The following is an 18,180-nucleotide window of genomic DNA, read 5'->3' as shown; positions in this document are numbered from 1 at the left end:
TTTGTTCTACCAGAACAAGAGTGGAACAGAATTTTTTTGAAATTGTATAAAACACAATTTCTTTAAGCACTTATGCGCAATAGTAAATGCTATTTGGCATGTTCGGCCAAAACTTCTCCTACGGCCTCGGCGATTTGGGCGACGGAAAATGGCTTGGGCAGGAATGCAACATTGTCGAGATCAATGGACTTGCGCAATTGCTCCTCGGCATAGCCCGACATAAACAGGATTGGCATATCGGGATATTGCGTGCGCACCTCTTTGGCCATGGCCGGTCCATCCATGTTTGGCATGACCACATCCGATACGATCATATCGAAAATCTCCTCGCCCTCGCCCAGCGCTTCGATATGCTGTAGTCCCTCTTCTCCATCACTGGCCGTAACAACTGTATAACCTTGCCGGGTCAACGCCCGTTCAGCGACAGCACGGACCATATCTTCGTCCTCAACCAGCAGGATGTGACCGCTACCCCATAGCTCTTTCTTCGCCACGGCCTTCAGCGGCTCTGACGACGGCAATGTTTCCTGGTCAGAAACCTGGTGTACGGGGAAGTAGATGGAGAAAGTCGCACCTTCGCCCGGTTTGGAATCGGCAAAGATATAACCGCCTGACTGTTTGACGATCCCGTACACGGTGGACAATCCGAGCCCGGTGCCCTTACCGACTTCCTTGGTTGTAAAAAACGGTTCAAAAATCTTGCCGATCACCGCTGGAGGAATACCGTTGCCCGTATCCGTAACAAAAAGCGCCGTATAGTCACCGACCGGAAGGATATCGCGCTTCATTGCCCGGACGTCGGACGGGGCGATCATTTGTGTCGTGATCGATATCTTGCCGCCATTGGCACCACTGGCATTGATGGCATCGCGCGCATTAACGCCGAGATTGATGATCACCTGTTCCAGCTGCCCCGGGTCGGCGCGAACCAGGCCAAGATTGCGGCCATGCTTCACTTCCAGTTCGATGCTGTCGTCCAGCAATCGTTTCAACAGATTGGACACGTCAGCAACCACATCGGGCAACTGCAGAATTTGAGGCCGCAATGTCTGCTGCCGCGAAAAGGCGAGCAATTGCCGCGTCAGACCGGCGGCGCGATTGCTGTTATTCTTGACCTGCTGAATATCATCATAGTCACTATCGCCCGGTGCGTGGCGGAGCAGCATCAGATCACAATGACCAATAATCGCGGTCAGGATATTATTGAAGTCATGCGCCACACCGCCTGCCAGCTGACCAACCGCCTGCATCTTGGTCGCCTGCGCTACCTGACTCTTCAATTTGGTCTCTTCACTATTATCCTTGATCGATAGCAGGACTGCTGCATCACCCAGCCCGCGAATCCCGGCCATGCCCAAAGCGACCGGATCTTCCCCACCATTGCGCAGCCGGACCGCGAGATCACCGGACATGGAAGGACCGCTGGCATAGCGCCGAACCGCGTCTGCCACCGCCGACTTGTCATCCCGGATCATCAGATCCCCCGGATAGAGCGGTTTCTCTCCCTCCTGGACACCAGCCACTCTGCCAAAGGCATTGTTGAAAAACAAAAAACGCCCATCACGGTCGGTCAGAGCCAATCCTAGCGGGAGCAAGGACAGCATCGATTCGACTTGCTCCAGTGCCTGACCGCGCTCGACTGCGCCGCCGTCATCGTCAATGAGCAGGATCAGCGCCGGACCTTTTTCCTGTTCGCGGTCCAGCGGGATATGGAACAGGCGAACCGGTGTGCCATGTCGGCCATCACGCTCGAAAAAGATCGTGCCCTTGTCATCAGACCGCAGGAAATTGATGAAGTTGCGGCCGGATATGTTGGCTTCTTCACGGCCGGTAGCTCTCAAGGCGAAACCCTGGTTGGAAGCCCTGATCCGGCCCTCGCCACCAATAACCGTCGCCAGCACACCCGCTCCGGACAGCGCCCGGCCTGTCGCTCCGCCAACCATACGGATCGTATCGTCCAGCACGTCGTTGCGGCGCTGCGGCTTGAATTGCCACAGCAGATATTCATCGCCCTGCCCCGCACGCACAACCTTGGCATTATATTCCGCCACCCCGCGCTTCAGCCCTTCGGCATAACCGCGGCCATCTCGCCACGCATTCCGCCCAGCGGTGGTCAGCAACTCGTTTCCACCATCCTGTAACGGCAGTTCCGGCGGAATCGCCGGACCGTTAAACCATTTCGTGAACAGTTCATTGGCGCAAACCAGACGGCCCGCTCGATCTGTGATGGCCAGACCAATTTCGGATTGATCGGCAACCAGCCGGGTGACTGCCCAATCCGCAATTGATGCTGTTTCTTCGTCTGCTGCGGCATTTTTCGGACGCAGGAAATAGACCACTGCACCAATCGTCATTGCCAGTGCCAGGAAAGCCAAAAGCAGTGCCGTATTCTGAACCTGCCAGTATAACAGCCCGAGCGACACCGATATCGCAACCACCAGAATAACGATACGCATCCGTACATCATTGGCCGTCTTGCGCGTGCTGGGGTTCAATAAACCGATATTATCGCGGGCTTCACTTGCCATCAAAATCTCTATCCAGGCCGAGCTTCTCTATCCGCCTCTTCCACTTACGGGCCGTCCACCATCGCCAGCCAAAAGAGCTGATCACATAACCAATCCCGCCAAATATGATCCCGAGCAAGACAAAGCCAAAAAAGGTCACGCCGACTTCCCGAATGATCCATGTCGTCCATTCAACCAGACCATTGACCTGGCCATCCCCTGATATGCCGCTGGCAATACCATCCATGCGTAGGACAAACCGGCCCAACTGGTTCGCAATTGCCAACCAGAACGGATAGGTAAAGGGATTGGTGATGAATGTCGTCACGGCCGCGATCGGAACGTTTGCACGGATCGGCAAAGCCAGGAACAATGCCACGAATGTCTGGCCGCCCAGTGGAACCACAAATCCGGTCAGCAGACCCAACGCAACTCCGCGCGGTACCGACCGCCGCGTAAAACGCCACAGATCAGATCGCAGAAACCGATGGGCAATCGGCTTGAGATAGCGGTTATTGGCCATCCCGGCGCGGGTCGGCATTTTTTCTGCGAACCAGCGGTAAAACCGCTTGATCGTGCGCGCGCCCCAATCTTTGTCTGGTGAATTCGGATCAGCCATGTTCGCGTAACAACCGCCCCTGTTGACGTTTCCAGTCGCGGTCCTTTTCAGTCGCCCGCTTATCGGGGGCCTTTTTACCTTTGGCCAATGCCAGCTCAATCTTGGCTCGCCCCTTCCCGTTAAAATAGATCGACAGCGGCACTATGGTCATGCCTTTACGCATCACCGCACCATAAAATTTATTAATTTGCCGCCGGTTCAACAGCAATTTGCGCGGCCGCTTGGGTTCGTGATTATGACGGTTCCCGTGACTCCATTCCGGGATATTGGCGTTGATCAGCCAGACCTCGTCATCTTTCACCTCGGCATAGCTTTCGGCAATAGTCCCAGAGCCGAAACGTAAGGACTTCACCTCTGTCCCTGTCAGCATGATGCCCGCTTCAAACTTCTCATCCAGATGATAGTCATAGCGCGCACGCCGATTTTCGGCGACGATCTTTTGTTTGTCGAATTCAAGAGGACGAGGCTTCGCCATCAGATCAAACCAGCTCCCTCCAGCGCGGCGTCCACGGCTTTGCGGGCGGCATCGGAAGGCGGCGTCATCGGCAAGCGCAAATCAACCGGAAAATCGTCAACGACCCGGGACAAGGCATATTTCACTGGCCCGGGCGATGCATCGGCGAACATCGCCTTGTGAAGCGGATAGAGCTTGTCATTCAACTCACGCGCTTTTTCATAGTCGCCGGCAGCGCAAGCCGCCTGAAATTCGGCGCACAGTTTTGGCGCAACATTGGCGGTCACGGAAATACATCCGGCACCACCTGATGCGTTAAAGGCGAGAGACAATTCATCCACACCGGACAACAGGCAGAAATCATCATCACAGGCAAGCCGGTGATCGGTCACCCGGTCAATTTCGCCGCTAGCATCCTTGATTGCTATGACACTCGGCAATTTGGCCAAGGCCGCCACCGTTTCCGGTAATATATCCGTCACGGTGCGCGCAGGCACATTATATAGCACCAGCGGCAAATCATTTTTGGTCGTCAGCGTCTCAAAATGAGCGTAAATGCCTTCTTGGTTGGGCCGATTGTAATAAGGCGCCACGACCAGTCCGGCCGCTGCACCGCATTTCTTGGAAAAATTCAAATGGAGCAAGGCGTTGGTAGTGTCATTGGAACCGCAACCGGCAATGACAGGCACTCGGCCGGCGGCCTGTTCGATGCACACTTCGATAACACGATGATGCTCGGCATTGGACAAAGTCGAGGATTCACCGGTTGTCCCGCAGGGGACCAGGCCGCTGCTACCTTGCTCGATTTGCCAGTCTACCAAGGCCCGAAATTCGCCTTCCGCAAACGATCCGTCGCGAAAGGGAGTCACCAGGGCCGGAATTGAGCCGGAAAACATGGAAATACTCCTTTAAATTTGGCTAAGAAATTGCCAAGGCTTACTCAAGCTTAACAATGATATAGTTCTTCGTTCAGCGCCTGATAAGGAGCCTACCCCCAAAATGTCCAGTATGGTATCAAGAATTATTCTCGCAAGCCTGCTTTTAACACCAGTAACATGCATGGCTGCAGAGCAAAGTGGCGGTGCGACACTGTCTGACCCGACTGGTGGAAATGCCGTACTCGGCCTGCAACGCTGGCGTGTTTTGACGCAATCCGACAATTATTCTTTTGAAGATTATGCCGGTTTTCTTGTCACTTATCCTGACTGGCCAGACGGCGCGCGTATGCAGCGCAATGCAGAGCAGGCAATTGATATCAACAATTTCTCCGCTGGCCGGGTGATTGCCTTTTTTGACCGCTTCGCACCGCTAACCAATGCCGGGGCGGCAAAATATGCCGTTGCCCTGCAATCCAGGGGAGAAACGCTGAAAGCCAATGCGATGGCGCAGCAGGCCTGGCGTGGCGGCACGTTAACCGACGAAGATGAAGCAGCCCTGCTCAGCCGGTTTAGCTCCGCCCTTACAGTGGATGATCATGATGCGAGGATGGATGCGCTTTTATGGGTACGGGCGACGCAAGACGCAGCCCGGCAGCTCGGTTTTGCATCATCCGGGCGTCGCGCGGTTTTTGCCGCCCGTCTGGCGCAACTGACCAACGCACCGGATGCCAATGCGAAAGCCGCAACAGTCAATAGCTTGGGCCAGTATGATGCTGGCTATATCGCCGACCGCGCACGCTATTTGCGTAACAAAGGACAGAGCTACAATGCGCGTCAGCTTATGGCCAATCGGCCGGTATTGCGGATTCGCCCCACTAGCGATTCCCAGATCGCGACCTGGTATGATGCGAATCTGATCAACGCGCGAGCGGCATATAACGACCGGCAATGGACAATAGCTTATAATATCGCATCGAAAGTCGATGATGCCTATGCCGGGCCAGCGGATATTGCAGCGCAGAGCAGCCGGATCCGTGACAAATATTCCGACCTCACCTGGCTGGCCGGCAATGCCGCCCTCTGGGGTCAGCGTAATCCGGCCAAGGCGGTCGCCATGTTTGACCGCTATGCGCGTTCCTATAACAGTCCCAACATCCGCTCAAAAGGCTACTATTGGGCCGGCCGTGCAGCTGCCGAAGCGGGGCAAACCGCTGAAGCGACAAGCTTTTTTGAGAAGGCTGCGGCCTTCCCCGATCATTTTTACGGTCAACTGTCGCTGGAACGATTGGGCCGGCCCCTTCCCAAATTTAACCGGAAACCGGCCATCGAGATCACCGACGAAGACCGGCGCACCTATGACCAGAATCCTCTGGTCATCGCCACAAAGGCCTCCACACGGACTGGTCCATGGAAAGAACAAATTCGTTTCCACCGCGCCTTGGCCTATGAGGCCGACAGTTCAAAAGACTATTTGTTGATCAGTGACTTATCAAAGCGTATCGGTGCCCGTGATCTTGGCGTGATCAAGGGAATTAGCGCGCTTGGCGCAGGCGTCGGCCCGATTGATGAAACCTCTTTCCCGACCATGCCGGTTCCTTCCGGTCATCAGAGCAGATGGACCATCATTCACGCGGTCACGCGGCAAGAAAGCCAGTTTGCACAAGGCGCGATCAGCCATGCCGGTGCGCGCGGTCTGATGCAGCTGATGCCCGGCACTGCGCGAGAACAATCCGGCAAAATAGGATTGTCCTATAATCTGTCCGGTCTGACCGGCGACCCCCAATATAACATCCGGCTAGGAAGCAGTTATTTCCAGCGGATGCTGAGCTATTATGGCGGCAGCTATCCACTGGCCGCTGCGGCTTATAATGCAGGGCCCGGCAATGTGAACAAATGGCTGCGGCGCAATGGCGACCCGCGGCAAGGCGGTATCGACTGGCTGAAATGGATTGAAGACATCCCGATTTCCGAAACCCGCAATTACGTCAAACGCGTGCTGGAAAATGCAGTCGTCTACGACACAATGAATCCGCGTGGTCCGACGATCAAAAGCGATACGCCGCTGACCCGCTATATCGGGAAAAATTATAGAGGTTGATGGGAAGGTCCGCTTTGTTGCGGAAGTAGACACTAAAGAGACATCGCTTCAGCCAATGTTTCATGAAACCATCTGATCGGTTCCTCTGCACCCGGTCCTTCGGCCAGCGCACCGATTTCAAACGCAGGCGATTCCAGTCCGCGTTGGTTGCGCTCACAAATCCAAACGTCTTCCGTCTGGAAATCTCCGGTTTCAAGCGGATGCTGCTTCCAGTTGTCGGATGAGATAATGTCACTGTCACCATTGTAACCGGGAATAAATTTGCGTTCGTCCCGTGCTTGTTCTGTGCCAGCCCAATGGCGGACATGAAGGAGAGAACGTGAAGTAGAAACGGGTTCAAGCCATGACAGGCTAAAACTATAGGGCGTCGCGGTAATCAGTATGTTTGGGAAAAGGAAATAGACACCGCCAAATTCAATATTTTCAGCTGATTTCACCGGTTTTGACCACCAATCAGCAAATTCCTTACGTATTTTGGCGGGTAGTGAGTGGCGGACGCCTTCTTCATCCATCGCATACCAGATCATGTGGTCGCCATGCCGCTTCCAGATATTTTCATCAGGCGTTGGCCCGCCAAGCGTATTCTCATGCAGATAGGCCAGATGATAGCCGTCAATGGCGTTCTCGACGAACACCTTCCAGTTGCACTTCATGTCGTAGGTAAGCGATTTGCTTTCCCGCAGATCGCTTGCACTCAAATCATGAGGCCAGGCTTTATCGGCGATAGGTGCGATCCAGCTTTCAAAATCTGCCTGGGGATCGGGGTGGACAAAAATCATATCCTGAAACACACCAACAGATGCAGGCTTCAATCCCATCTTTGAGCGATCCATATCCGGAAAGCATGATGACATGTTCGGTGCTCCACGGAGTTGACCGTTCAGACTGTAGGTCCAGCGATGATATGGACAGATCATGGCTTTACCGATATTCCCTTTGCCTCCTTCCACCAACAGTGTCCCGCGGTGACGGCAGATATTTTGATATCCCGCCAAGGAACCATCGGCCAGCCGGAGCACCAGAAGCGGATAGTCTCCGCACATAAGCGCTCGAAAATCGCCTTCTTCTGGCAGATCACTGTCCAGTGCCACAAAGGACCAGCTGTCGGAAAAAATTTTCGATTTCTCACGCTTCTGCCAACTCATTTCGACATAGGCCTCGCGAGGCAGCAAAATCATCGGTTCACTCCCTTTTCAAGATTGTCTACCAAAGTCAGGGCGGCGGCCCTGGATGCACCGCGCAGACGGGACATATCACCGATCAGGGCAAAGCTATCGACATTGAAATAGATGCCCAGGATTCCCGCAGCGCAGGCTTCCACCCTGTCTGACGCCGCTTCTTGGAAATCCTGCCTTATTATGTCTGCAATCACGTCAAGAGATTGATCGATCCAGTCGCGCAGTCGCTTCGCAAGTTGCTTGTCCTGCGCTCCTCCGGCAATCAGCGCCTCCGTTATCAGAACCTGTTGGGAGTCGCTATAACGGGAATCGAACAGATATTCGATCAGCGCTTTGGTTTTGTTCTTTTCGGGAAGAGCCTCAGTCAGTGCCGCCCATTGGTTATCCGAATGCGCAAAAAACCGCTCAATCAAGGCCAGCACAAGATCGTCCCGATTGCCGACATTGTGACGGATTAGCGCCCGTGCCAAGCTCGCTTCTTCGGCAATCCTCTCCAGAGTTGCACCTTCTATCCCATAACGGGCCACACAGCGCTCAAAGGCCTGCAGGATTTGTTCGCGGCGTTCTTCTTTCAGTGCAGGGCGCGGCATGGAATCTCCATTAAATTATCAACATTGACAATTTAATATAACTCTCTATTTCAATATTATCAAGTCTGATAATTTATGATTCGGAGCAAAAATTTGGATTTCCTGTTTGAGAGCATCGACCCCTCTTGGGTTGAATATTGGGATGCCGTGATCAACGACTGGTTTTTCGTCGGCGCGTTAATCTTCCTCGCGCTGGAATTCGTCCGCTATCGTCTGAAAGGACGTCTCAACTGGGATATCATCAGCGACACGATTACCAACTACATCACCCTGGCCATGTTCATTGGCATCAATTTTCTGGTTCTGGGCGGGCTTTACTATGTCTTTGTGTACGGATCGCAGGATTTTGCGCTGTTCGATATTGATACCAACCTCGGCACCATCGCTATCTGCATCATTGTCGCCGATCTACTATACTATTGGGAACATCGCTGCATGCACCGGTTCAACTTTGCCTGGGCAACACACAGCGTCCATCATAGCTCACCGCATTTTAACATTTCCGTGGCCTATCGCTTTGGTCCGATGGATGGGCTTTGGCCGATATTCGGGACCGTGATCATGGTTTTGCTCGGGTTCCATCCGATTGTTGTCGCTTTTGCCGAGATCATGGTGCAACTCTATCAAACAGCTTTGCACACAGAGACGATCAAGAAACTGCCACGCCCGGTTGAACTGATCTTCAACACACCTTCCCATCATCGCGTCCATCATGGCTCAAACCCTGAATATCTGGACACCAACTATGGGGGAATATTCATTGTCTGGGACCGGATGTTTGGCACCTTTGCCGAAGAAAAAGCGCCCGTCGTTTATGGTCTTGTCAAGCCGATCAACAGCAACAATCCGTTGGTCGCCTTCTTCCATGGCATCTATCGCGTCGGTAAAAATGTCGTCACAGCAAAGGAGTGGCGCAACAAGCTCGGCTATTTCTTCGGCCCACCGGAATTTGAACCGGCGAAAGTCCCACAAGACCGATCATCGAACTAACAAATCTGGAAAACGGATATCCTCATGCCGACGAATAAACAACGTATCGCTGCCCTTGCTGCAACCGCAACCATCGTCCTTGGAGGAGGTTGGCTTGCCAGTCTGATATCGCCTGCCAACGCCAGCGGTACGGATGCTATCGAGGTGGGGAACATTACACCAACCTCATCTCAGACCAAGCCGCGAGAACCATCGAGCAAACCGGTTCGGGTTTCACAGAAAGAAGCGCAAGTACAGGCACGTTCCGGCAAGACAATGCAAGTGTCGATTAACGGCATTCGCAATAATCGCGGAAAAATCTATATCGCGCTATTTGACAATGCAGATGCGTTCAATAGCCATGATTATGATCGAGCTGTCGGATTTGTGGAACTGCCGGCGAAGGAGGGCTCCTTGAACGTCAATTTTCCAGACCTTGCCGGAAAGCCCTATGCCATGTCAGTATTCCATGATGAAAATGGCAATCAAAATTTTGACCTGTCAGGTGGATATCCTTCTGAAGGCTACGGCACTTCGCACGCAAAAAGCGCCTATGATGAACCAAAATTTCATCAAGCCAGCCTTAAGCCAGGTTCAATAGGTATCAGGCTGCACTATTTGCGTTAGAAGTGATGTCCGTTTCTGCACCCAAAGCGGACATCGGCAGTCCAAGAACCGCGTTTAACCGCATTTACGATCCCGACATCCATTAACCCCATTGCCCCCGTCGCATCCCTCGCCTAAATCTTTCGACATGAGTATTTTTACTGGCAATCATTTCTTTCTTCCCGTCATTGCAATCGCTGCATTGGCGGCCACCACTCCGTTGGCAGGGTGCAAACGAATACCCGATGCTGATGCCAACCGTCCGGAAACCGCGCTGGCCTATCCGCCGGCGTCTCGGCCGGTATCCGAACTTGCTGGCAATCAATGGTCGACCGAAACCGCACGCGACAAGGTTGGTGAAGCGGAAGAGATCATGAAAGCAGCGGGACTGGAACCCGGTATGACAGTGGCCGATATTGGCGCCGGTGAGGGTTATTATACTGTCCGGTTGGCTGAAAGAGTCGGTGCCGAGGGACGGGTATTGGCACAGGATATCGACAAGGACGCAATAAAACGGCTCGCCGATCGAGTCGCTCGCGATGCGCTGGACAATGTCTCCATAAAGCTGGGTGCGCCAGATGATCCGCGCCTCCCCGAAGACAGCTTTGACCGTATTTTTCTGGTCCACATGTACCATGAGGTGCGGGAACCTTACGCTTTTCTGTCACGCCTGCGTCCTTCCATCCGCCGGGATGCAAATGGTGGCAGCTATGATGGCGGCGAAGTGATTGTTGTCGATGTCGATCGCCCCTTTGTCCAGCATGGTATTCGGCCCAAACAGCTATTCTGCGAATTTGAAGCGGTTGGTTATCAACTGATCGGCTTTATGGAGCGACCGGAACTTGGCGGCTATTTCGCACGCTTTCGCCCGGTAGGCAAAGCGCTGCTGCCAGGCAAGATCAAGGCTTGCGAGTTAGAAAAGTAAAAAGCTTCGTATATGTATTTGAGCCCTCAAGCCCTGCACCCCGGGCATTATGCGTGTTCAATAATATATACTATAGGCGCTTAGCTAGCTTTCATCACCCATTTTCAGAGCTGCAATAAACGCCTCTTGCGGGATACTGACATTGCCATATTCACGCATTTTGGCCTTACCCTTTTTCTGCTTGTCGAGCAGCTTCTTCTTTCGGCTGATATCACCGCCATAGCATTTGGCGGTCACATCTTTGCGCATCGCTGCGATTGTCTCGCGCGCTATGACCTTGCCGCCTATCGCCGCTTGCACCGGGATCTTGAAAAGATGACGCGGGATCAGGTCTTTGAGCCGCTCGCACATATGGCGGCCGCGCGATTCCGCTGCATCGCGGTGGACAATCATGCTGAGCGCATCAACCGGGTCGCCGTTGACCAGAATGTTCATCTTGACCAGATCACCCGTCCGCAGACCAACCTGATGATAGTCAAAGCTCGCATAGCCGCGTGATATGCTTTTCAGTCTATCGTAAAAATCGAATACGACCTCGTTGAGCGGCAACTCGTACACAACCTGTGCGCGGTCCCCGACATAGGTCAGGTTCTTCTGCACACCGCGCCGGTCCTGACAGAGTTTGAGGATACCGCCGAGATATTCGTCCGGGCAATAGATGGTTGCCTCAATCCACGGCTCGCCAATATTGGATATCTTTACGACGTCCGGCATGTCGGCAGGGTTGTGGAGAAATTGTTCGGTCCCGTCGTTCATCACCATCCGGTAAACAACAGATGGGGCCGTTGTGATCAGGTCGAGGTCATATTCACGGGTCAGGCGTTCCTGAATAATCTCCAGATGCAAAAGGCCAAGGAAACCGCAACGGAACCCCTGTCCCAGCGCGGCACTGGTTTCCATTTCAAAGGTAAAGCTGGCGTCATTAAGCCGCAGTTTGCTGATGCTTTCACGCAGCTTTTCAAAATCCGCGGCATCGACCGGGAAGAGGCCGCAGAACACGACGGATTGCACTTCCTTGAAGCCCGGCAATGCTTCTTCCGCTCCGCCTTTAACGGTAGTAATCGTGTCACCAACTGCTGTCTGGGATACTTCCTTGATCTGCGCTGTGATAAAACCGATCTCACCCGCAGCCAATTCCGGCAATTGCTCAATCTTCGGCCGCATACAACCAACCCGGTCAACCAGATGCTCGGTGCCCTGCGCCATGAACTTGATCCGCTGCCCCTTAGTCAGCACACCGTCAATCACACGGACAAGAATGACAACGCCCAGATAAGGGTCATACCAGCTATCGACCAGCATGGCCTTCAACGGCGCATCGCGGTCGCCGCCGGGTGCCGGTATCTTCTCGACGACCTGTTCCAATATGTCTTCGATACCAATGCCGGACTTGGCGGATGCCAGCACCGCTTCGGAAGCATCAAGACCGATAATCTCTTCAATCTCGGTACGGACCCGCTCCGGCTCCGCTGCAGGCAGATCGACTTTGTTCAGCACCGGAACAATCTCGTGATCATGTTCGATCGACTGATACACGTTGGCGAGCGTCTGCGCTTCCACGCCCTGTGCCGCATCAACCACCAGCAACGCGCCTTCACAGGCGGCCAGGCTGCGCGATACCTCATAGGCAAAATCGACATGACCCGGTGTGTCCATCAGGTTCAGCTCATAGGCCTCGCCATTTTTGGCGGTGTAGTTGAGCCGCACCGTCTGCGCCTTGATCGTAATACCGCGTTCCCGCTCGATATCCATATTGTCGAGCACTTGTTCGCTCATCTCGCGCTCGGTCAAACCGCCAGTATATTGGATCAGGCGATCCGCAAGCGTGGATTTGCCATGGTCAATATGCGCGATGATCGAGAAATTACGAATATGGGAACGTTCAGTCATGTCCGCGCCGATAGCAGGGGTTTTCGCCGCTGTCAGCAGGGAAACGCGTAAAATGCGCGCCGCCTGAACATAGTCGTTCGGACGGCGCGCATATTTCTATATTATCGGGGAAATATCACCCGGAACTAGTTCCCGCCGCCAAGAGGAATGCGGAAGCCGACATTGAACAATGATTGCTCACTCTTCACGCCCAAAGTCGCGGGCAACAGATTGACATCATAGTCGCCGCGATCCGTGGCACGATAAGTATATTGACCGAAAAGCTCGAAGGACGGGCTCAGTCTGTAAGTCACACCAGCTATACCCTGATAGGCGAACCGGGTCTTCTTATCATCAACCACATCGATTCCCGATGGCGCATATTCGACATCCTGTCTGGTAAAGCCAACGCCCGCGCCCACATAAGGCACGAGACTTTCACTGATCTTGAAATCATAGAGAGCATTGGCAAACAGACCATAGTTTTTGATCTGGCCGTCATCGGTACTCAATACCGCGCCTACGGTCGGATTGGCCGCATTGGCGGCACCGCGGGTCAGTATCGCGGAATCTAAGCCGTCAATCACGGTTCCACCAACGGCTAAATCCCGATGCAAATCAACATTGGCCTTGTTGTAAAAGCCTTGCAGTTCCACCCGGAAGCCATTGTCAAAACGATAGCCAGCCAACAGATTCAGATCGAGGCCGTTATTGAGCTCTGTCGTCCAATCGAGATCAGTACCCGATGGAATAGCGTCAAAGTCAGCCGTTGCTGCTACATCGCCCTCAAATTCTCCGCGATTTTTTGAATCACTTGGTAAATTCAGTCCTGCCGATGCACCTACATAAGGCTCTCCGGCATGTGCGGCGCCGCTGAACGCAAGAGACGTTCCTGCGGCAAGGACTGCAAATAGTTTATACGAACTACGCATATTCAACTCCAAACCCCTGTTCGGTGTTGCCCCGCTCGCGTGAATTGGGCATGCGCCTGATTATTTCAAGAAGATGGCAACTCGGCCCATCGCAAAATGGGCCGATTTTGGGTGATTCTATCACCGTTCGTCGTAAATTGTGGCACCGGTGCATCACCAGCTCTGCGGGTTCGCGGACTGCCGCTGCTAGTAGATTCCGCCCTCATCTTGAAGGAAGTCAGCATCATTTTGTGCTGGCCGGTTGCGGTTGTTGGCATCACGTTCGCGTGCTGCAAGTTTCGCGGCTCTTATTTGTGCCTTTTGGGCTTCCAGACGTGCCAGCAGTTCTTCCTTGCGGATGGATCGCCTTGGTTCGGTTTCCGGTTTGAATACGTCCCAAATCACGGCCGACCTGGGGTCATCGGACGGCCAGCCGCCAAAGACCCGCTTGCCACTCTTTCGGTCCACCCTGACCATACGGATACCGCGCGGCGCAACAAACGGCGTTTTTGGCATTCCGGCCATGGCTTTTTGAGCAAATTCCTTGAAAATCGGTGCGGCCAAAGTACCGCCCTGGGCATAGCCGCCCATATTAGCAGGCTGGTCAAAGCCCATATAGACACCAGCGACCATATCTGGGGAGCCACCGACAAACCACACGTTGGTCGGACCACTTGCTGTTCCGGTCTTGCCAAACAGCGGACGGTTCAGGCTTTTCAGATTCTGCGCGGTACCGCGGGTGATCACACCTTCAAGAATATTGACCATCTGATAAGCCGTCATTGGATCCATAAGCTGTTTCCCGGCCGGACGCGGACGCGGCATTGCCTCGCCGTCCCAATCATCCCGATTACAATCTTCACAAATCCTTTTATCGGCACGGAAAATGACCTTGCCCTGACGGTCCTGCACAAAGTCAATGACAGTCGGCTGCAACTCCCGTCCATGATTTACCAGCATGGAATAGGCATTGGTCAGTTTTTCAACGGTCGTATCACCGGCGCCAAGCGCAAAAGCCAGATAGGGTTTATAATCGCCTATACCCATTGTCTTGATGGTCTTTACCACGTTGTCCATTCCCGCATCATTCGCGGCGCGTACGGTCATCAGGTTACGGGATTGCTCCACTCCCCAACGCAGCGTTTGCTCACCTGCACCGCGAGAACCGCCGAAATTGCGGAAACATTTGCGGCCCAACGCAGCCGATTGATAAACACAAAAGGGACTATCAACGATAATCGTAGCTGGTGTCATGCCTTGGTCTAGCGCGGTGGCATAAACAAACGGCTTGATTGTGGAACCCGGTTGGCGCTCTGCCTGCGTTGCGCGGTTAAACGAACTCATCCGGTCATCAAACCCGCCCTGCATTGCCCATATCCGGCCGTTGCGAGGGTTTTGCACTACCATTCCGCCCGAAACCTTGGGAACATTACGCAGCACATAGCTGCTGCCACCTGCCGGGCTTACCGCGATAATATCACCTGCGGCCAGCTTACTCGGCGCGTTCCCGATGCGCCCGGTTGTCCCGTCGGTAAATCCGATTTCAGCACCATTGCCCGAACGGTTCAAAGCGACTGCTATGCGCCAGTCAGCGTGGTCGGTATTGATGAAAGTTGAGGCCAGGCGCTGCGCCCATTTATCATCCATCTCGATCTTGTTGATCGGTCCGCTCCAGCTTTTGCCGCGGCTATAACGCAGCAAGCCGTTGCGCAGAGCATCTTTGGTATAATCTTGCAACTCAGGGTTCAGCGAAGTGCGAACCCACAGGCCTCCGGAATAGACACTATAAGGCCCGGCTTCTTCATTCTCGCCAAATTGCTCAATCAACTGGCGCCGGACTTCCTCGATAAAATAGCCACCCACACGCTGAAAGCGCGCACCGCGGGACCGGATCGCACCCAAAGGTTGAGCAACCGCCAGATCATGCTGTTCCTGAGTGATCCAGTCATTGTCCAGCATCCGACCCAATGCCCAATCGCGCCGATTGATAGCCCGCTGTTCGTTATTTTCAGGCCGATAGTTGGAGGGCCCCTTGGGCAGGATCGCCAGATACGCCATTTCATGCAGTGCCAGTTCATCTACGTCCTTGCCAAAATAAGCCTGGGCAGCGGCCTGCACACCATAAGCGTTCCGGCCAAGAAATATCTGGTTGAGATAGAGCTCCAGAATCTCTTGCTTGGTCAGAACCTCTTCGATCCGGTAAGCCAGCAAGGCTTCCCGTACCTTGCGGCGATAGGAAACCTCATTGGTCAAAAGCAGGTTCTTGGCAACTTGTTGTGTGATCGTGGATGCACCGACCGGCCGTCCGCTGCTTGAGATATTGGTCACAATCGCTGTTGCGATGCCGGGATAGTCGAGACCGCCATGTTCAAAAAATGTCCGGTCTTCTGCGGCCAGATAAGCGCGTATCAATAGCGCAGGATATTCGGCATATTCCAACTGTACTCGGCGTTCACGGGCATAGCTGTGAACCGGTTCGCCATCATAAGCGCGCACCATTGTAGGCAATGGCGGCTCATATTGCTGAAGGGTCTTCGCATCAGGCAGGTCGCGAGCGAAAATAACCCAGATCAGCAACCAGCCCAGCAAGCATAATGCGATAAAGGCCAGAAAAAGCCGAAACCAGCGATTTTGCCACAGTTTTTCAACGCGATTGAGAAAACCGCCAGTGTTGCGTTCCAGCTTGTAGGCAAGGCTTTCGGGCGCGCTAGTGCCTTGATTATCGGGTGTATTTTCGACCATATACTGCGCTATCTAGCAGTATCAGGAGCATTTTCCAGAGAATATCGACGAAAAACTTTACCGACACATGATGTTACAAAAGTCAGTGTTACGATATCCGCTATTTGGACCCCGCACCAGAGCTTTGCGATCCGCGCTGTGCCAGTTTCCGCGCGAAATGCGCTTCGATTGCGTTGGCGATACCAATGGCAACCTTCGACTGGCCGGCACGGGAGCTCAGCAGTTCGACATCCTCTTTATTGGTCAGATAGCCACTTTCAAACAAAACCGACGGTGTGTCAGGCGCTTTCAATACCACCAGAGACGCGAAGCGATGGGGATTGGCGCGGAACTTTATCATCCGCTGCCCTTCGCGGATCAGCAATTTTGCAAAATCGGCGGATACATTCATCGTCTCGCGCTGCGTCAGGTCGATCAATATCGATGATACGTCGCGATTGGATCCGCCAAGATTGACGCCATTGATGATATTCGACCGATTTTCACGTGCGGCCAATTTGGCCGCTTCCCGGTCCGACGCCACTTCGGAAAGGGTATATACGGTAGCGCCGGCGGCTGATTCATTGCCTGCAGCATCGGCATGGATAGAGATGAACAGATCCGCATCCAGCCTGCGGGCAATGCCGTAACGCTCCTCGAGCACAAGATATTTGTCACTGTCGCGTGTCATCGCCACACGCACCCGGCCACTGGCGACCAGCTGATCGCGAACAGCGCGTGAAATGGCGAGAGTGATGTTCTTTTCGCGCTGACTTCCATGCGGAGAAATCGCGCCAGGGTCATGGCCGCCATGGCCGGCATCAATAACAACCAGCGGCCGGCTGGGATCATCAGAACCACTGATTTTCGGGAGATCCACAGTGTCTTGCGGTTTTCCGAGGGGCACCTTCACGCTGTAGGCTTTCTTCGGAGGTTCCGCCCGGAATTTAACCGGCGGAAAGAAGGTCTTACGCCCCTTCTTGATCGCAGCACCGCCAACTGATTGCATGCTAAGTTTCAGGCTTTTTCCATCGGCGGAAAAACCGCCCCCGGTAATGACTGCAGGACGATCGAGATCGAAAACGATCCGCGCCGTATTGGGGTCATACTGCCCCTGACGCACGGATTTTACCATCCCTTCAGCGTGACCGCCACGCCCGGCTTTGCCGCCCTTGATGTCTACGGCAATGCGATCGGGACCAACTAGAGAGAATGTCGACGCACCCTCCACCAGACCGTCGAAAGAAACAGTTATCTGACCATCGCTGCTATGTATGCGGCTTACAGAGCCCGCATCTGCAGGGTTCAGGGCCAATAGCGAGGATGCTAAAATTGCTGCGAATGGCATGGCCGCCTTATGCAATGTGCCAGCCATGTCGGTCCAGTTAAAATTCATATCGGCGGCATCATCCTCGGTTTCCCACCACAAAACGCGGTAAAAACCCTATTAAGGATAAGCCTATAAGCGCCGGTAAAATGACTTGGTTAACAGCATTTTTACTATACTTACGATGAACTTAGCTTCTATTCGCAACAATAAGATACCGGTGGTCCGATACGGTGATAGTTTGTGTTGCCGATTTGCTATTGCGGTGCTAGCACCCCATTTGTGCCGTCAGAAATTTTTAAAAATGGCACGAGCTAAGCTGGATGTTTATCCAGCATATACAGGTTGAAGCGACATGAGGCATGACATCTCCGGCTCCGAAACTCTTCCACAGGGAAGTGTTTCTATGGACGGAAAGACCCTGGCTAACGGCCCGGGCCATGCATTTGTCGCAGACACATTTTTTTCAGAGATATTTGAAATTAACCGGATGACGCCGCCCGCTCCCCCTATTTCGGCAGCGCGCAA

Annotated in this window: 14 protein-coding genes; 4 read left to right on the top strand and 10 right to left on the bottom strand. The window is 53.6% G+C overall.

What is annotated here, in order from left to right; translation table 11 throughout:
- Window positions 1-89 precede the first annotated feature (89 nt).
- From DK507_RS12370 to dapA, 4 genes are all read right to left on the bottom strand, one after another.
- Window positions 90-2,456, bottom strand: a complete 2,367-nt coding sequence (locus tag DK507_RS12370; protein ID WP_109357668.1) for a response regulator — start codon at window positions 2,454-2,456, stop codon at window positions 90-92.
- Window positions 2,457-2,517: 61 nt separating this feature from the next.
- Complete coding sequence (locus DK507_RS12365) at window positions 2,518-3,126, bottom strand: DUF2062 domain-containing protein (RefSeq protein WP_254054372.1); 609 nt, start codon at window positions 3,124-3,126, stop codon at window positions 2,518-2,520.
- The gene (smpB, locus tag DK507_RS12360) at window positions 3,119-3,601 is read right to left on the bottom strand and encodes an SsrA-binding protein SmpB (protein WP_109356669.1); all 483 of its coding nucleotides are present in this window, start codon (window positions 3,599-3,601) and stop codon (window positions 3,119-3,121) included. Before smpB ends, DK507_RS12365 begins: the two co-directional genes overlap by 8 nt.
- Window positions 3,601-4,476: a 4-hydroxy-tetrahydrodipicolinate synthase gene (gene dapA / locus DK507_RS12355; RefSeq protein WP_109356668.1), complete on the bottom strand. Its 876-nt coding sequence runs from the start codon at window positions 4,474-4,476 to the stop codon at window positions 3,601-3,603. The genes smpB and dapA overlap by 1 nt, the downstream gene beginning before the upstream one ends.
- Window positions 4,477-4,579: 103 nt before the next feature.
- On the opposite strand from dapA, the gene DK507_RS12350 reads away from it, so the two are divergent.
- A complete protein-coding gene (locus DK507_RS12350; RefSeq protein WP_109356667.1) occupies window positions 4,580-6,556 on the top strand; it encodes a lytic transglycosylase domain-containing protein in 1,977 nt (658 codons plus the stop codon).
- A gap of 32 nt (window positions 6,557-6,588) precedes the next feature.
- On the opposite strand, the gene DK507_RS12345 is transcribed toward DK507_RS12350, so the two are convergent.
- Both DK507_RS12345 and DK507_RS12340 read right to left on the bottom strand, forming a co-directional pair.
- Complete coding sequence (locus tag DK507_RS12345) at window positions 6,589-7,734, bottom strand: SRPBCC family protein (RefSeq protein WP_109356666.1); 1,146 nt, start codon at window positions 7,732-7,734, stop codon at window positions 6,589-6,591.
- Complete coding sequence (locus DK507_RS12340; protein ID WP_109356665.1) at window positions 7,731-8,324, bottom strand: TetR/AcrR family transcriptional regulator; 594 nt, start codon at window positions 8,322-8,324, stop codon at window positions 7,731-7,733. The genes DK507_RS12345 and DK507_RS12340 overlap by 4 nt, the downstream gene beginning before the upstream one ends.
- 93 nt (window positions 8,325-8,417) lie before the next feature.
- On the opposite strand from DK507_RS12340, the gene DK507_RS12335 reads away from it, so the two are divergent.
- The 3 genes from DK507_RS12335 (at window position 8,418) to DK507_RS12325 (ending at window position 10,824) form a co-directional block, all read left to right on the top strand.
- Window positions 8,418-9,314 carry a sterol desaturase family protein gene (locus DK507_RS12335; RefSeq protein ID WP_162559034.1) on the top strand — a complete coding sequence of 299 codons (897 nt, stop codon included), beginning with the start codon at window positions 8,418-8,420 and terminating at the stop codon, window positions 9,312-9,314.
- Window positions 9,315-9,338: 24 nt separating this feature from the next.
- Window positions 9,339-9,920: a DUF2141 domain-containing protein gene (locus DK507_RS12330; protein ID WP_109356663.1), complete on the top strand. Its 582-nt coding sequence runs from the start codon at window positions 9,339-9,341 to the stop codon at window positions 9,918-9,920.
- 127 nt (window positions 9,921-10,047) lie between these two features.
- Entirely contained in the window at window positions 10,048-10,824 is a 777-nt protein-coding gene (locus tag DK507_RS12325; RefSeq protein ID WP_109356662.1) for a class I SAM-dependent methyltransferase, read from the top strand.
- 84 nt (window positions 10,825-10,908) lie between these two features.
- On the opposite strand, the gene lepA is transcribed toward DK507_RS12325, so the two are convergent.
- From lepA to DK507_RS12305, 4 genes are all read right to left on the bottom strand, one after another.
- Window positions 10,909-12,714 carry a translation elongation factor 4 gene (gene lepA / locus DK507_RS12320; RefSeq protein ID WP_109356661.1) on the bottom strand — a complete coding sequence of 602 codons (1,806 nt, stop codon included), beginning with the start codon at window positions 12,712-12,714 and terminating at the stop codon, window positions 10,909-10,911.
- 125 nt (window positions 12,715-12,839) lie between these two features.
- A complete protein-coding gene (locus DK507_RS12315) occupies window positions 12,840-13,625 on the bottom strand; it encodes an outer membrane beta-barrel protein (RefSeq protein WP_109356660.1) in 786 nt (261 codons plus the stop codon).
- 186 nt (window positions 13,626-13,811) lie between these two features.
- A complete protein-coding gene (locus tag DK507_RS12310) occupies window positions 13,812-16,346 on the bottom strand; it encodes a penicillin-binding protein 1A (RefSeq protein WP_109356659.1) in 2,535 nt (844 codons plus the stop codon).
- 100 nt (window positions 16,347-16,446) lie between these two features.
- Window positions 16,447-17,754, bottom strand: a complete 1,308-nt coding sequence (locus tag DK507_RS12305) for an N-acetylmuramoyl-L-alanine amidase (protein WP_254054371.1) — start codon at window positions 17,752-17,754, stop codon at window positions 16,447-16,449.
- Between the last annotated feature and the right edge of the window lie 426 nt (window positions 17,755-18,180).

The organism is Sphingorhabdus sp. EL138 (genome assembly GCF_900258045.1).
Lineage (GTDB): Bacteria > Pseudomonadota > Alphaproteobacteria > Sphingomonadales > Sphingomonadaceae > Parasphingorhabdus.
This window is presented reverse-complemented; position numbering and strand designations above follow the sequence as displayed.

Coding starts and splice junctions, on each gene's coding strand:
- DK507_RS12370 (WP_109357668.1), bottom strand. CDS start 2,456: ATGCGTATCGTTATTCTGGTGGTTGCGATATCGGTGTCGCTCGGGCTG.
- DK507_RS12365 (WP_254054372.1), bottom strand. CDS start 3,126: ATGGCTGATCCGAATTCACCAGACAAAGATTGGGGCGCGCGCACGATC.
- smpB (WP_109356669.1), bottom strand. CDS start 3,601: ATGGCGAAGCCTCGTCCTCTTGAATTCGACAAACAAAAGATCGTCGCC.
- dapA (WP_109356668.1), bottom strand. CDS start 4,476: ATGTTTTCCGGCTCAATTCCGGCCCTGGTGACTCCCTTTCGCGACGGA.
- DK507_RS12350 (WP_109356667.1), top strand. CDS start 4,580: ATGTCCAGTATGGTATCAAGAATTATTCTCGCAAGCCTGCTTTTAACA.
- DK507_RS12345 (WP_109356666.1), bottom strand. CDS start 7,734: ATGATTTTGCTGCCTCGCGAGGCCTATGTCGAAATGAGTTGGCAGAAG.
- DK507_RS12340 (WP_109356665.1), bottom strand. CDS start 8,324: ATGCCGCGCCCTGCACTGAAAGAAGAACGCCGCGAACAAATCCTGCAG.
- DK507_RS12330 (WP_109356663.1), top strand. CDS start 9,339: ATGCCGACGAATAAACAACGTATCGCTGCCCTTGCTGCAACCGCAACC.
- DK507_RS12325 (WP_109356662.1), top strand. CDS start 10,048: ATGAGTATTTTTACTGGCAATCATTTCTTTCTTCCCGTCATTGCAATC.
- lepA (WP_109356661.1), bottom strand. CDS start 12,714: ATGACTGAACGTTCCCATATTCGTAATTTCTCGATCATCGCGCATATT.
- DK507_RS12315 (WP_109356660.1), bottom strand. CDS start 13,625: ATGCGTAGTTCGTATAAACTATTTGCAGTCCTTGCCGCAGGAACGTCT.
- DK507_RS12310 (WP_109356659.1), bottom strand. CDS start 16,346: ATGGTCGAAAATACACCCGATAATCAAGGCACTAGCGCGCCCGAAAGC.